This is a genomic window from Methylopila sp. 73B, assembly GCF_000526315.1.
GTDB lineage: Bacteria > Pseudomonadota > Alphaproteobacteria > Rhizobiales > Methylopilaceae > Methylopila.
The window spans coordinates 4,288,399-4,303,153 of the sequence record NZ_JAFV01000001.1 but is presented as its reverse complement, the minus strand read 5'-3'; the positions used below and the strand labels follow the sequence as shown (position 1 = coordinate 4,303,153).

At 70.6% G+C, this 14,755-nt stretch carries 14 protein-coding genes; 12 read left to right on the top strand and 2 right to left on the bottom strand.

Annotation, left to right across the window (positions count from 1 at the left end; translation table 11 throughout):
- Positions 1 to 272: 272 nt before the first annotated feature.
- Positions 273 to 1,748 carry an ATP-binding protein gene (locus K244_RS0120725; protein WP_020188214.1) on the top strand — a complete coding sequence of 492 codons (1,476 nt, stop codon included), beginning with the start codon at positions 273 to 275 and terminating at the stop codon, positions 1,746 to 1,748.
- 407 nt (positions 1,749 to 2,155) lie between these two features.
- Here K244_RS0120725 and K244_RS0120720 read toward each other — a convergent pair whose 3' ends face one another.
- Entirely contained in the window at positions 2,156 to 2,389 is a 234-nt protein-coding gene (locus tag K244_RS0120720) for a hypothetical protein (protein ID WP_020188213.1), read from the bottom strand.
- Positions 2,390 to 2,544: 155 nt separating this feature from the next.
- Between K244_RS0120720 and K244_RS0120715 the strand changes: the two genes are divergently transcribed.
- The 3 genes from K244_RS0120715 to K244_RS0120705 all read left to right on the top strand — a co-directional run bounded on the left by K244_RS0120715 (position 2,545) and on the right by K244_RS0120705 (position 5,642).
- On the top strand, positions 2,545 to 4,131 hold the full coding sequence (locus K244_RS0120715) for an ATP-binding protein (RefSeq protein WP_020188212.1): 1,587 nt from the start codon (positions 2,545 to 2,547) through the stop codon (positions 4,129 to 4,131).
- Complete coding sequence (locus K244_RS0120710) at positions 4,128 to 4,814, top strand: response regulator transcription factor (RefSeq protein WP_020188211.1); 687 nt, start codon at positions 4,128 to 4,130, stop codon at positions 4,812 to 4,814. Before K244_RS0120715 ends, K244_RS0120710 begins: the two co-directional genes overlap by 4 nt.
- Positions 4,815 to 4,949: 135 nt before the next feature.
- Positions 4,950 to 5,642, top strand: a complete 693-nt coding sequence (locus K244_RS0120705) for a calcium-binding protein (RefSeq protein WP_020188210.1) — start codon at positions 4,950 to 4,952, stop codon at positions 5,640 to 5,642.
- A 6-nt stretch (positions 5,643 to 5,648) separates the two neighbouring features.
- Here the strand turns inward: K244_RS0120705 and K244_RS0120700 are convergent, their stop codons facing one another.
- A complete protein-coding gene (locus K244_RS0120700; RefSeq protein ID WP_020188209.1) occupies positions 5,649 to 6,608 on the bottom strand; it encodes a LysR family transcriptional regulator in 960 nt (319 codons plus the stop codon).
- A 97-nt stretch (positions 6,609 to 6,705) separates the two neighbouring features.
- Here K244_RS0120700 and K244_RS0120695 point away from each other — a divergent pair, with 97 nt between their 5' ends.
- From K244_RS0120695 to K244_RS0120660, 8 genes are all read left to right on the top strand, one after another.
- The gene (locus tag K244_RS0120695) at positions 6,706 to 7,965 is read left to right on the top strand and encodes a sarcosine oxidase subunit beta family protein (RefSeq protein ID WP_024816658.1); all 1,260 of its coding nucleotides are present in this window, start codon (positions 6,706 to 6,708) and stop codon (positions 7,963 to 7,965) included.
- Between the two features lie 10 nt (positions 7,966 to 7,975).
- A complete protein-coding gene (locus K244_RS23790) occupies positions 7,976 to 8,113 on the top strand; it encodes a hypothetical protein (protein WP_020188207.1) in 138 nt (45 codons plus the stop codon).
- Between the two features lie 4 nt (positions 8,114 to 8,117).
- A complete protein-coding gene (locus K244_RS0120685) occupies positions 8,118 to 8,408 on the top strand; it encodes a sarcosine oxidase subunit delta (RefSeq protein ID WP_020188206.1) in 291 nt (96 codons plus the stop codon).
- Between the two features lie 190 nt (positions 8,409 to 8,598).
- Entirely contained in the window at positions 8,599 to 11,577 is a 2,979-nt protein-coding gene (locus K244_RS0120680) for a sarcosine oxidase subunit alpha family protein (RefSeq protein WP_020188205.1), read from the top strand.
- Positions 11,570 to 12,148 (top strand): sarcosine oxidase subunit gamma family protein, encoded by a 579-nt coding sequence (locus K244_RS0120675; protein ID WP_020188204.1) that lies wholly within the window; start codon positions 11,570 to 11,572, stop codon positions 12,146 to 12,148. Before K244_RS0120680 ends, K244_RS0120675 begins: the two co-directional genes overlap by 8 nt.
- 78 nt (positions 12,149 to 12,226) lie before the next feature.
- A complete protein-coding gene (locus K244_RS0120670) occupies positions 12,227 to 12,955 on the top strand; it encodes a helix-turn-helix domain-containing protein (RefSeq protein ID WP_020188203.1) in 729 nt (242 codons plus the stop codon).
- A 160-nt stretch (positions 12,956 to 13,115) separates the two neighbouring features.
- Positions 13,116 to 14,006 carry a glutamine amidotransferase family protein gene (locus K244_RS0120665; RefSeq protein ID WP_020188202.1) on the top strand — a complete coding sequence of 297 codons (891 nt, stop codon included), beginning with the start codon at positions 13,116 to 13,118 and terminating at the stop codon, positions 14,004 to 14,006.
- Positions 14,007 to 14,041: 35 nt separating this feature from the next.
- Positions 14,042 to 14,749: a protein glxC gene (locus tag K244_RS0120660; protein ID WP_020188201.1), complete on the top strand. Its 708-nt coding sequence runs from the start codon at positions 14,042 to 14,044 to the stop codon at positions 14,747 to 14,749.
- The last annotated feature ends 6 nt before the right edge of the window (positions 14,750 to 14,755 follow it).

Here is a 14,755-nt window from a genome sequence, read left to right as displayed (position 1 = left end):
TAGATTGTTCTATTTCTGCGAACCTGGAAAGTCATCTGCACATCGAGGACCCTGATTTTGACGCTCACACGGCTCTTGGAATTGACCGAGGATTCGAAACCTTAGGTTCACTCCACGTGTGCGGCGCACCATGCTTTACGATGGCCTGATCTCTGGCTTGAAGCCGCCACGCGCCTTTCTGGGGAAAAGCCGGCTGCGGCTTGGACTCTCGGGCCGCGATCGACCACGGTTCGGCGCGCGACACGCGCAAGGGACGGCGACGACAAGGCATCATGACGGTCAGCATCGACATCGGCGCGAAGTCGAACGGACAGCGCTCGACGGTCGACCTCGAGGAGTTGCTCGCGACCCGTCTTCTCGTTCAGGGCAACTCCGGCTCGGGCAAGTCGCATCTGCTCCGCCGGCTGCTGGAGCAGAGCGCGCCCTGGGTCCAGCAGTGCGTGATCGACCCGGAGGGCGACTTCGTCACGCTCGCGGACGCCCATGGCCATGTGGTCGTGGAGGCCGCCGGCGTGGAGCGCGATCTCGCGATGATCGCCGAGCGGGCGCGCCGGCACCGGGTCTCGGTGATCCTCAACCTCGAGCGCCTGGACGTCGACCGCCAGATGCGCGCGGCGGCCGTGTTCCTCAACGCGCTGTTCGAGGTCGAGCGCGACTGCTGGTACCCGATGCTGGTGGTGGTGGACGAGGCGCAGCTGTTCGCGCCCGCGGCCGCGAGCGAAGCGGACGAGGAGTCCCGCCGGCAGGCGCTCGCGGCGATGACGAATCTCATGTGCCGCGGGCGGAAGCGGGGGTTGGCCGGCGTCATCGCGACCCAGCGGCTCGCGAAGCTCGCGAAGAACGTCGCGGCCGAAGCCTCGAACTTCCTGATGGGGCGCACCTTCCTCGACATCGACATGGCGCGCGCCGCCGACCTGCTCGGAATGGAGCGGCGGCAGGCGGAGGCCTTCCGCAACCTCGACCGCGGCCAGTTCGTGGGGCTCGGCCCCGCAATCGGACGTCGACCCGAGACCGTCAAGATCGCGCCGGTTGAGACGCAGGGACGCGGCGGCAGCCCGAAGCTGATGCCCCTGCCGGAGACGCTCGCCGAAGACGCCGCAGGGCTGATCTTCCGCCGCGGCGCCGACGAAGCCCGTCCGCGCGCGGCGGCGGCGACGGCGAACACGGCGGAGGTCCTGGCGCAGCTCGCGCAGTCGCGCAGCGACGCGACCGCCGCCCAGCCGCTGCCCGCCGACCTGTTCGCCGACGCCGAGCGGGAGGGCAAGATCGCAGAGATCATGACGGCGATGATGGCGGAGCCCGAGGCCAGCTTTCAGCCGGTGTCGCTGCTCTATCAGGATTTTCTCGTCCGCTGCCGCATCGCGCGGCTGCCGGGCGACGCGCCGGACCTTCCGCGGTTCCGGCGCGAACTCGCAATCGCGAAGGCCGGCGTCGACGACGGGGAGGTGGCGAGTTCGGACTGGGACCAGGCGACGTTGATCGCGGCGTCGCTGCCGGAGGACGTGCGGGGCGTGTTTCTGCTCGTCGCGAAGGCCGCGCTGATGAAGGGGCCCTGCCCCAGCGACGCCGAGATCGCGAAGGCCTATGGCACCCGCTCCACCGGACGGGCGCGCCGCCTGCTGACCTACATGGAGGAGCGCGGCTTCATCAGTTGCGCCTCGGATCTGCGCGGCAACCGCATCGTCATGCTGCCCGACCTCGGCTGGCAGACCGCGCCCGGCGCGCTCGAAAGCGCGTCGGGGCACTGAATATCCAAGGTTTTCGAGCAAGGCGCGCAAACAGGGCTCGGTTGTCCCGCCCTCAGCCGGGACCCAGAGCCGCTGCGCGTGAACGGAAGAACGCTCGCTCTTTGGGCTTCCCTGGATAGCGTCGGGCGTCTGGTTCCCGGCTCGAGGCCGGAACAAGAAGAAAGCGCGTGTAATCCGGCGCTTACCTGTTGAGGGCCGCCATCCAGTAGGACATGGCGGTCATCCAGAACGCGATCGGGGTTCCTGCGAGAGGATGCATGGTACGCACTCCTGTTGCCGCCGGCGGCGCCGGCCCCGCGCTACGCGAGGCCCGTTCCACCGGCCTTCGCTGGAAAAACGTGCGTCTCGCGCATCATGTTCCGCTTAGCCGACGAAAGCACGAGACGCCGGCATGGACCACAAGGGCGTCAGGCGATCTTCTTGACCGCTCCGGCGTCGACGCCGAAGCTCACGAGGTCGTCGGCGGAGAGCGGCTGGAGCGGCGCGCTCGGCACTGCGCGGCCATAGGGAATCGCTTTCCGGGCAGCCTCGCGGTCGGCGATCGCCGCCACGTAGGAGCCCGCGACGCGCTGGTCGCCCTTCAGGTTGACGACGGGGATCGTCAGTTTCCAACCGGCGGCGGGCTCAGGCGTTTGGGTCATGGCGGCGCTCCTCGTGTTGTGATCTTGGCGCGATGCAAGCCGAGCAGGACGCCGGCGTCAATCGGGGCTCGCCCGGTCGACGCGCTCCCGGCCGCCCGTCATGATGCGCGCGCGGTCCGCCGCCCGACTCCCCTCGCCTGGAGCCTGACCGGCCGATGACCGTGCGTTGGCGCATCTTCATCTTCGAGATCGTGACCCTCGCCTTCGTGGCGCTGATGGTCGGGGTGACCGCGCTGTCGCTCAGGGTGGCGGACGATTTCGTGCGCCGCATCGACGGCGTCCATCACCGCTTCGAGGTGATCGCCGAGCTGGACGGCCACGCCAACAACTACGCCGAACAGATCGCCGAGGTGCTGCTGCTCGGGCCGGAGCAGATGCCGGACTTCGAGGCCGCGCGCCGCAAGATGGAGGAGGCGTTCGAGCGCCTCGCCCGCGTCACGCGGGCCGAGGTGCTGACGCTCGAGGGGATCGAGGAGGTGCGGCGCGAGATCTCGGACGTCGAGATGACGAGCCGCATGAACGAGCTCTACCGCGCCATCGACCGCGCGGCCGAGCACGTCTTCGCCCTCCAGCGCGACGGCAAGCAGGCCGAAGCGGTCGGCCATTTCCGGCGCGAGGTCGAGTACCGGCTGTCGAACGACTTCGAGACGCTGCTCGAGAACGCGCTGAAGGACGAGCGCGGCGAGGTCGCGAGCGAGCTCGCCGAGGTGCGGCGGCGCCAGCAGTGGCTGCTCTTCGGCGCGATCGCGCTGACGTTGCTCGCCGTCCTGTTCAGCGCCGGCTTCGGCCTGATGCTGAAGCGCTCGATCGTGCGCCCGGTGCAGGATCTCGCCGAAGGCGCGAGGGCGATCGCGGACGGCGCGCTCGACGCCCGCATCCCCGTGCGCGGCCGCGACGAGTTCGCGGCGCTCGCCCGCACCTTCAACGACATGGCGCACGCGATCGAGGCGCAGCGGGCGGAGCTCGTCACCGCGCAGCAGCGCCTGCACTCCGAGGTCGAGGCCCGCACCGCCGAACTGCGCCACGCCAACGACCGCCTGAGGGACGTGGACGCGCGGCGGGCGCAGTTCCTGGCGGACGTCAGCCATGAACTTCGGACCCCGCTGACGATCCTGCGCGGCGAGGCGGACGTCGCGCTGCGCGGGCGTGGCGACCCGGGCGACCAGGCGGAGGCGCTGTTCCGCATCCAGGAGCAGGCCGAGAGCCTCGGCTCGCTGCTCGACGACCTGCTGGCCTTCGCCCGGTCCGACGCGGAAGACCAGAGCTTCGAGATCACTGTCACGCGCGGCCGCGACGTGGCGGCCGCCGCCGCCGCCGAGGGCGAAGCGCTCGCCGCCCCGCGCGACGTCCTGATCGAGACCGCCTGGAACGACGGCGGCGCGCTGATCGCGGCCGACGCGCGACGGCTGAAGCAGGTCTTCCTGATCGGCCTCGACAACGCGATAAAGCACTCGCCGGCCGGCGGACGCGTCCGCGTCGCGACGCTCGTCGCCGGCGGACGGTTCGTGGTCGAGGTCTCGGACGAGGGGCCGGGCCTGTCGGAGGAGGATCGCGCGCACGTGTTCAGCCGTTTCTATCGGGGCCGCGCGGCCGACAGCGGCTCCACCGGCGGGCTCGGCATCGGTCTCGCCATCGCCAAGCTCATTGTCGAGCGGCACGACGGCGTGATCACGCTCGACAACCGGCCCTTGGGCGGCGCGGCGCTGACCGTCTCGCTGCCGCTGGCGGAGGCGACGTCGTGAAGATCCTGGTGGTGGAGGACGACCGCCGGATCGCCGACTTTCTGAGCCGCGGCCTGACCTCGGAAGGCTATCAGGTGACCGTCGCCCCGGACGGCCGCGACGGGCTGGAGCGCATGCGCTCGGGCGAGTTCGAGCTCGTGATCCTCGACCGCATGCTGCCTTACGTCGACGGGCTCGAGGTCTGCCGGCTGGCGCGGCGGGAGCGGCTGACGGCGCTGATCCTGATGCTCACGGCGAAGGACGGGCTGCAGGACAAGATCGAGGGCCTCAAGGGCGGCGCGGACGATTATCTCACCAAGCCGTTCTCGTTCGACGAGCTGCTGGCGCGGCTCGAGGCGCTGAAGCGCCGCCGGCCGGCGGAGGACACCCAGGCGACGCTCGCGGTCGGGCCCCTCACCCTAGACCCCGAGTCCCGTCGCGTGACCTGCCGCGGCCGGGAGATCTCGCTGACCGTGCGCGAGTTCGAGCTGCTGCGCTTCCTGATGGCGAACGCCGAGCGCGTCGTCAGCCGGCAGCGGCTGCTGAACAACGTCTGGGACTACACCTTCGACCCCGGCACCAAGGTGGTCGACGTCTACATCCGCTATCTCAGGAAAAAACTCGAGGATGATGGTCCTCCGTTCATCATCCAGACGGTTCGGGGCGTCGGCTACAAGATCTCCGGCCGCGACGTCGCCACGTGATGCTTCGCCTTGTTTTGGCCGCCGCGCTCTCTCCAAATTCTAACCGACCGCTCAACGTGGTCTAACTGAGCTCGCTTAAGTTCAGCTCCAGAAGGCCGGGCGGCGCGCCCGCCCGCATCATGTGGAGCTGATGAGATGGCGACGATCAACGGAACCGCCGGCGCTGACCGCCTCGTGGGAACCGGCGCGGCGGACGTGCTGCGCGGTTACGCCGGCCAGGACAAGCTGTTCGGCCAGGCGGGCGCGGACACGCTGTTCGGCGGCGATCAGAATGACGACCTCTTCGGCGGCGACGGCGCCGACCTGCTCTACGGCGAGAACGGCGACGACGATCTCGAGGGCGGCGCGGGCAACGACCGGCTCGTGGGCGGCGCCGGCAATGACGATCTCGAAGGCGGGCTGGGGAACGACACCCTCTATGGCGGCGCCGGCAACGACGAGATCGACGGCGGCGACGGCGACGACCGGCTGATCGGCGACGCGGGCAACGACGAACTGGACGGCGGAAACGGCCGCGACGTGCTGTTCGGCGGCGTCGGCAACGACGAGCTTGACGGCGGCAAGGGCGTGGACGTGCTGAGCGGCGGCGCGGGCGCCGACATCTTCGTGTTCGAGACCGGCGACGGCAGGGACCGCATCACCGACTTCCAGGACGGGACCGACAAGATCGAGCTCGACGTCGACGGACTCGGCTTCAACGACCTGATCATCCGCTCAAACGCGGCGGGCGACGCCGTGATCACCTGGGCCGGCAACACCGGCTCCTCGATCACGCTCGACGACGTGTCGGTCGCGAGCCTCGGCGCGAACGACTTCATCTTCGACTGAGGTCGCTCAGGAGATCTGGACGAAGCGCGCCATTTCGGGCGCGACCTCGGCGAGCCGCGCGCGCACTCCCGCGCGGCTCGTCTCCGCCAGCTCCGCCGGCAACCGGCCGAGCTCGTGCGCATAGGCGACCAGCGTCAGGCTGCGGGCGAACTCCGGGCCCGGCAGTGGCGCGCAGACCACCGCCCGCGACGGCGGCGCGGCTTCCACCACGCAGAGCGGCGTGACGATGGCGAACCGGCCGCCCTCCGCCACCATCGACGCCACGCCCTGGGGCGTATCGAACGACAGCCGCCGCGGCGGCTCCAGTCCGATGCGCCTGAGGTGCCGCTCGATCTCCACGCCGGTGCTCGACCGCGCGCTGAACCGCACCAACTCGAAGCGCTCCGTGAGCCGGCGCAGATCCTCCACGCTCTCCACCGGCGGGACGCCGGGCGGCAGCATCAGCACGTAGGACTCGGTCAGGATCGGCCGGCGCTCGAGCCCTGCGACCTGCGCGAGATCGTCGACGCCGATCATCACGTCGAGATTGCGCGACAGCAGGGCGCTGGCGTGGGAGGCGGTCAGGCCGGACAGGATCGCCACCTCGTCCGCGCGCTCGGCGATCGCGTCCGCGAGCGTCGGCCCGAGCGTGCGCGACAGCGAATCGACGAGGCCGAGCCGCACCAGCGGGAACCGCGCCCTCCCCGCCTCCCGCAGCATCGGCGCGATCTGGCGCGCTTCGGAGACCAGCGCCGAGGCGCGCTGGCGCAGCAGGACGCCTGCGGGCGTGAGCGCGATCGGCCGGATCGCGCGGTCGAACAGCCCGGCGCCGATCCGCGTCTCGAGCTCCGCCACCGCGAGCGACACCGCCGGCTGCGTGAGGCCCAGACGCCGCGCCGCCGACGCCATCGCGCCGGCGTCGCAGACGGCGAGGAAGATCGTGAGTTGCCGGAGATCGAAGGGAAGGTCGTCGGGACGGGGCTGCATGGCCAAGCTCGCACTATAAGTCCGATTTATATCTCATAGCGCGCGGCCGTCGGCCATAGTGCGGCTCGTCCTGCTTCGCCATCACCCAGGCGCGCTCATGTCGACCGACCGGTACTCGATCTTTTCCGTGCTTCGCGAGGCGCTTCGCGGCCACACCGGCTGGAAGCCGGCCTGGCGCGAGCCCGAGCCGAAGGCGGCCTACGACGTCGTCATCGTCGGCGGCGGCGGCCACGGGCTCGCGACCGCGCATTACCTCGCCAAGGTCCACGGCCTGACCAACATCGCGGTGGTCGAGAAGGGCTGGATCGGCGGCGGCAACGTCGGCCGCAACACCACCATCGTCCGCTCGAACTACCTGCTGCCGGGCAACGTGCCGTTCTACGAGCACTCCATGAAGCTCTGGGAGGAGCTGGAGCAGGACCTGAACTACAACGCCATGGTGAGCCAGCGCGGCGTGGTGAACCTGTTCCACTCCGACGGCCAGCGCGACGCCTACGCCCGCCGCGGCAACGCCATGCGCCTGCACGGCGTCGATTCCGAGCTGCTCGACGTGGCCCAGCTCAAGCGCATCCTGCCGATGCTGGACTACGACAACGCCCGCTTCCCCGTGAAGGGCGCCCTTCGCCAGAAGCGCGGCGGCACGGTGCGCCACGACGCGGTGGCCTGGGGCTACGCCCGGGCCGCGGACGGACGCGGCGTCGACATCATCCAGAACTGCGAGGTCACCGGCTTCCGCATCGAGGCCGGCCGCGTGGTCGGGCTCGAGACGTCGCGCGGCTTCATCGGCGCGAAGAAGGTCGGCCTCGCCTGCGCCGGCAACTCTTCGCGCGTCGCGGGGATGGCGGGCCTGCGCCTGCCGATCGAGAGCCACGTGCTGCAGGCTTTCGTGTCGGAAGGGATCAAGCCCTTCATCGACACGGTCTGCACCTTCGGGGCCGGGCACTTCTACATCTCGCAGTCCGACAAGGGCGGCCTGGTCTTCGGCGGCGACATCGACGGCTACAACTCCTACGCCAGCCGCGGAAACCTGCCGACGATCGAGGACGTGGCCGAGGGCGGCATGGCGCTGATGCCGGCGATCGGTCGCGTGAAGCTTCTGCGGCACTGGGGCGGGATCATGGACATGTCGATGGACGGCTCGCCGATCATCGACCGCACGCCGATCGAGGGCCTCTACCTCAACGCCGGCTGGTGCTACGGCGGCTTCAAGGCGACGCCGGCCTCGGGCTGGAGCTTCGCGCATCTGATCGCGACCGACATGCCGCACGAGACCGCGACCGCCTACCGGCTTGACCGCTTCGCGACCGGCCGCGTCATCGACGAAAAGGGCGTCGGCGCCCAGCCGAACCTGCACTGAGGCCGAAGCGATGAAGACGATCACCCGTCACCCCGGCCGGAGCGGCGCAGCCGCGCAGAGCCGGGATCGTCAGGCGCGCAAGACGCCCCTCCTGAAAACGATCCCGGCTCTCCGCTTCGCTGCGGCCGGGATGACGCTGGAGCCCTGATCCCATGCGCATCCCCTGCCCCTACTGCGGCGTCCGCGGCGTGGACGAGTTCTCCTATCTCGGCGACGCCACGCTGGCCCGGCCCGACGCCTCCGCGCCGGACGCGGAGGCCGCCTTCGCCGACTACGTCTACCTGCGCGACAACCCCGCCGGCCCGCACCGCGAGCTGTGGCAGCATGCGGCCGGGTGCCAGTCCTGGCTGGTGGTGACCCGCGACACCCGCACCCATGCGATCGAGCAGGTCGAAGCCGCCCGCGACGTCGCGGCGGCGCGCGGGCCCGAGGCGGCGCGATGAGAGTCGAAGCGCGAGCCTTCACCTCTCCCCGGCGGGGAGAGGTCGACGCGGCGAAAGCCGCGGCGGGTGAGGGACTTCAGACCTGTCCAGATAACGTCCGCCCCCCTCACCCGGCGCTGCGCGCCGACCTCTCCCCGCCGGGGAGAGGTGAGAACGTCCCACCGTCCCGCACCCTTGCAGAGGCGCAGCCATGAGCCAGTCGAACCGCCTCGCCTCCGGCGGCCTGATCGACCGCGCGACCCCGCTCGCCTTCACCTTCGACGGCAAGGGCTACGCCGGCCATCCCGGCGACACGCTCGCCTCCGCGCTGCTCGCGAACGGCGTGACCCTCGTCGGGCGCTCGTTCAAGTACCACCGCCCGCGCGGCGTCCTGACCGCCGGCTCCGAGGAGCCGAACGCGCTGGTGGAGCTCAGGACCGGCGCGCGCCGCGAGCCGAACGTCAAGGCGACGGTCGCCGAGCTCTACGACGGGCTGGAGGCGCGCAGCCAGAACCGGTTTCCGTCGTTGGCGTTCGATCTGCTGGCGGTGAACCAGCTCGCCGCGCCGGTGTTCGTGGCGGGCTTCTACTACAAGACCTTCATGTGGCCGGCGAAGCTTTGGGAGACGCTTTACGAGCCGCTGATCCGCCGTGCGGCGGGCCTCGGCCGCGCGGCGGAGGCCGCCGATCCCGACGCCTACGAGAAGACCACCGCGCATTGCGACGTGCTGGTGATCGGCGGCGGCCCCGCCGGTCTCGCAGCGGCCCTCGCCGCCGGCCGCGCCGGGGCGCGGGTGATCCTCGCCGACGACGACAGCGTGCTCGGCGGCCGCCTGCTGTCCGACCGCCGCACGGTCGGCGATGCGGGCGGCGTCCAGTGGGCGGCCGCCGCCGCATCCGAGCTTGCGAGCCTGCCCGACGTCACCGTGCTGACGCGCACCTCCGTGATCGGCGCCTATGACGGCGGCGTTTACGGCGCCCTGGAGCGGGTGTCCGACCACCGCGCGACGCCCCTGCCGCACCAGCCGCGCCAGCGGTTCTGGCGCATCGTCGCCAAGCGCTGCGTTCTCGCGGCCGGCGCGCTGGAGCGGCCGATCGCCTTCAGCAACAACGACGCGCCCGGCGTGATGCTGGCCGGCGCCGTGCGCAGCTACCTCAACCGGTTCGGCGTCGCGCCGGGCAAGCGGGCGGTCGTCTACGCCAACAACGACGACGCTGCGAAGACCGTGTCGGATCTCGCGGCCGCGGGCTGCGAGATCGCCGCCGTGGTCGACGCCAGCGGAGACGCTCCGGCGCTCGCCGCCGCCGCCCGCTCCGCCGGCGCGCCGTTGATCTTCGGCGGCGCCGTCGTGCGCGCCTACGGCGGCCAGTCGGTGAAGGGCTGCGAGATCGCGGACTCCCGCGGCCGCAGCTTCAACGTCGCCTGCGACCTCGTCGCGGTCTCCGGCGGCTGGAACCCGTCCATCCAGATCTCCACCCACCTCGGCGGCCGGCCGGCATGGGACGCGACGCGCGCCGCCTTTCTGCCCGGCGCGACCCCGCCCGGCATGGACGTCGCGGGTGCAGCGTCCGGTGCGTTCGAACTGGCGGAGGCCTTCGCCGAAGGCGGCCGCCTCGGCTCCGAAGCCGCCGAAGAGTGCGGCTACACGCCCTCCAGGTTCGAGGCTCCGCAGGTCGAGCCCGAGACCGACGCCGTCCATGGTCGGGGCCCCTGGAAGCCCAAGACGTCGCGCGGCAAGGCGTTCGTCGACTTCCAGAACGACGTGACCGTGAAGGACGTGGAGCTCGCGGCGCGCGAGGGCTTCAAGTCGGTGGAGCACCTCAAGCGCTACACCACGCTCGGCATGGCGACCGACCAGGGCAAGACCGCGAACGTCGTCGGCCTCGCATTGATGGCGGAGATCACCGGCCGCTCGATCCCGGACACCGGGACGACGCTGACGCGGCCGCCCTTCACGCCGGTCGCGATCGGCGCGCTTGGCGGCGCGCACCGCCACAAGGAGTTCCGTCCCACCCGCCTGCCGCCCTCGCACTTCTGGGCCGAGGAGCAGGGCGCGGTCTTCGTGGAGACCGGGCTGTGGATGCGCGCGGCCTACTTTCCGCGCGCCGGAGAGGCCGACTGGCTCGAGACCACCATCCGCGAGGTCAACACCGTCCGCACCGCCGTCGGCGTCTACGACGCCTCGACGCTCGGCAAGATCGACGTGCAGGGCGCCGACGCCGGCGTCTTCCTGGACCGCGTCTACATCAACGGCTTCTCGACCATGCCGGTGGGCAAGGCGCGCTACGGCGTCATGCTGCGCGAAGACGGCTTCGCGATGGACGACGGCACCGTCGCACGGTTCAGTCCGACGCATTACTACGTGACGACCTCGACAGCGCACGCGGCGCAGGCCATGCGGCATCTCGAGTACTGCCGGCAGTGGCTCTGGCCGGAGCTTGACGTCCACCTCGCCTCGATCACCGACCAGTGGGCGAAGTACGCCATCGCCGGTCCCCGCTCGCGCGACGTGGTGGCGGCGCTGGTGGACGACGCCGACGTGTCGGACGCCGGCCTGCCCTATCTCGGCGTCAAGGAGGTCACCGTCGGCGGCGGCGTGAAGGCGCGGCTGTTCCGCCTCTCGTTCTCCGGCGAGATGGCCTACGAACTCGCGGTCCCCGCCCGCTACGGCGACGCGACCATCCGCGCGATCATCGCGGCCGGCGAGCCGTTCGGCATCTGCCCCTATGGCGCGGAGGCGCTCTCGGTGATGCGCATCGAGAAGGGCCATGCGGCGGCGGCCGAACTCAACGGCACGACCACGGCGTTCGACCTCGGTCTCGGCGGCATGATGTCCAAGAAAAAGGACTATGTCGGCCGCGTCATGGCGGAGCGCGCCGCGCTGACCGACCCCGCGCGTCCGCGGCTCGTCGGCTTCAGGCCGGTCGATCGCTCCGCGCGGCTCCGCGGCGGCGCCCACTTCATCCCGCGCGACGCGACGCCGACCGCCGACAACGACCAGGGCTACATGACCTCGGTCGCCTACTCGCCGTCCAACGGCTGCTGGATCGGGCTCGGCTTCCTCGCGAACGGTCCCGAGCGCATTGGCGAGATCGTCCGCGCCGTCGATCCGGTGCGCGATGGCGACGTCGAGGTCGAGGTCGTCGCTCCCGTCTTCGTCGATCCCGAAGGAGTTCGCGTCCGTGGCTGAGCCTCTCGTCGCCCGCTCGGCCTTCCGGCCACACGTCGCTCCCCTCGCCTCGCCGTCAGGCGCCGCCGGTGTCGCCTTGCGCGAAGCGGAGGGCCTGACCCTCGCCTCGGTCGCGGCCTTCCGGGGGCGCGAGGCCGAACTCGCCGACGCCGTGCGCGCGGCCTACGGGATCGAGCTTCCGGCCGGCCCGAAGCGCGTCGCATCGGGCGACGTCGCCTTCGTCGGCGCCGGGCCCGGCAAATGGCTCGCGGTCTCGTCCGGGGCCTCGGACTTCGCCGGCCTCCCGGCGGCGATCGCGGACCAGTCCGACGGCCGCACGGTCGTCCGGGTCTCGGGATCCCGCGCCCGCGAGACGCTCGCGACGCTGACCGCCGTCGACCTGCACCCGCGGGTGTTCGGCGTGGGCGACGCGGCGCTTACCCACGCGGCCTCGATCTCGATCCACCTCTGGCAGGTGGACGACGCCCCGACCTATGAGATCGCGGTGTTCCGCACCTTCGCCGCCACGTTCTGGCGCTGGATGGCGGAAGCGGCGCGGTCCCGCGGCGTCGACGCGCGCCACGGCGGTTAGGAACCGACGAACGCAAGGCTTGGGGATCGGCCAAAGGTTGGCTAGCCTGCGAGACGTTTCCTGCGAGGAAAAGTCCGTATGGCCAGCAAGTCCGCCAACGTCGCCGCCAAGGCGGCCGCGCCCAAACCCATCGCCGCGCAGGCCGCGGCGGAGCCGGTCGCTCCGCAGCTTGCGGTCGTCGAGCCCGGGGACGACGAGGACTACGTCACGGGCTCCGGCGCTCCGGCCGCGCCCGAGCGCCGCACGCTCGAGCAGGCGATCGGCCTGCAGATCCGCCACCACCGCAAGCTCATGGGACTGACGGTCGCCGAACTCGCCGCCGCGGCGAGCGTGTCCACAGGCATGCTGTCGAAGATCGAAAACGGTCAGATCTCGCCGTCGCTGACCTCGCTGCAGACGCTCGCGGCGGCGCTAAACATGCCGATCAGCCTGCTGTTCGCCGGCTTCGAGGAGCGGCGAGACTGCTCCTATGTGCCCGCTGGCCAAGGCGTCGTGATCCAGCGGCGCGGCACCAAGGTCGGCCACAACTACGAACTGCTCGGGCACATGCTGGGCGGGGCGATCGCGGTCGAGCCCTACCTGATCACGCTCACCGAGGACGCCGCCCCCTACACCGCGTTCCAGCACGAGGGCACCGAACTGATCTACATGCTGACCGGCGAGGTGGTCTACGCGCACGCCGGCAACAGCTACCACCTCAGGCCCGGCGATTCGCTGCTGTTCGATTCCGGCGCGCCCCATGGGCCCGAGCGGCTGGTGGTGAAGCCGATGACCTATCTCTCCGTCATCATGTACGAGAAGGAATGACGCTCTGTCCCTCCGCGGGACGCTCGCAGCGTTGGGAATTGAGAGGTTGAGTTTCTTCTGAAGAATTATTTTTTCCGGTTCATTGACGCGTTGACGCGCTGCGGATAGCTTCCGGTCTCAAGGCCCCCGGGCCACAGCACGCGAGACAGGGAGCCCCTTCATGTGCGGCATCGTCGGTCTGTTTCTGAAGGACAAGGCGCTCGAGCCGAAGCTCGGCGAGATGCTGAGCGGGATGCTCGGCACCATGTGCGGCCGCGGGCCGGATTCGGCCGGCTTCGCGGTCTACGGCGCGGGCGAAAGCGACGAGGTGAAGCTCACCCTCCGCGCCGCCGAGGGCTATGATTTTTCAGGCCTCGCCGCAAAGCTCGGCGACGGCGCCGACGTCCTCCAGCGCGCGACCCATGCGGTCCTGACCGTTCCCTCCGCCGACGAAGCCGAGGTCCGCGCCAAGATCGCGGCGCTCGCCCCCGAGGTGACCGTGGTCGGCGCCGGGTCCCGCATGGAGCTCTACAAGGAGGTCGGCATGCCGACCGACGTCGCGGTGCGCTTCGACCTCGCGAAGATGGCCGGCACCCACGGCATCGCGCACACCCGCATGGCGACCGAAAGCGCGGTCACGACCAACGGCGCGCACCCCTTCTCCACGGGGCTCGACCAGTGCCTGGTGCACAACGGCTCGCTGTCGAACTTCCGCACCGTGCGCCGCAACCTCGAGCGCGCGGGCGTGACGATCCAGACCGAGAACGACAGCGAAGTGGCCGCCGGCTACCTGACCTGGCGCATGAAGGAGGGTCGTTCGCTCGGCGAGGCGCTCGAGGACAGCCTCGACGACCTCGACGGCTTCTACACCCTCGTGGTCGGCACGGAGTCCGGCTTCGGCGTTCTGCGCGACCCCATCGCCTGCAAGCCCGCGGTGATGGCCGAGACCGACCAGTACGTGGCGTTCGGTTCCGAGTACCGCGCGCTCGCCGGCCTGCCCGGCATCGAGAACGCCAAGATCTTCGAGCCTGAACCCGCCAAGGTCTACTTCTGGGACCGCGCCGCGGCCTGATGACGACGACAACACCCAACCAGGGGGCGCCGCTCATGAACGCGAGCACGCAGAGCCATTCCTTCGACCTCGCCACCGCCAAGGTCCGCGACCTCAACGCCGCGCTGCACGCGCTGAAAGAGGGGTCCAACGCCTCGCTGTGGCGGGTGTCGAACCCGCGCGGCCTGCACGCGCTGGCGGCCGGCCTCGACGCGCCGGTCACCGTCGAGATCGACGGGCCGGTCGGCTACTACTGCGCCGGCATGAACAAGCAGGCGACCGTGATCGTCCGCGGCAACGCGGGCGTCGGCATCGGCGAGAACATGATGTCGGGCCGCATCGAGGTCGAGGGCGACGCGAGCCAGGCGGCGGGCGCGACCGCCCACGGCGGGCTGCTGTTCATCCGCGGCCAGGCCGGCGCCCGCTGCGGCATCTCGATGAAGGGCGTCGACATCGTCGTCGGCGGCTCCGTCGGCCACATGTCGGCCTTCATGGCGCAGGCGGGCACGCTCACCGTGCTCGGCGACGCCGGCGAAGCGCTCGGCGACTCGATCTACGAGGCGCGGCTCTACGTGCGTGGGTCCGTGAAGAGCCTCGGCGCCGACTGCGTCGAGAAGGAGATGCGCGACGAGCACAAGGCGCAGGTGTTTGAGAAGCTGAAGGCGGCGGGCCTCGAAGGCCAGGTCGATCCCTCGGAGTTCAAGCGCTACGGCTCGGCCCGCACGCTCTACCACTTCCACGTCGACAACGCGTCCGCGTACTGAGGGACA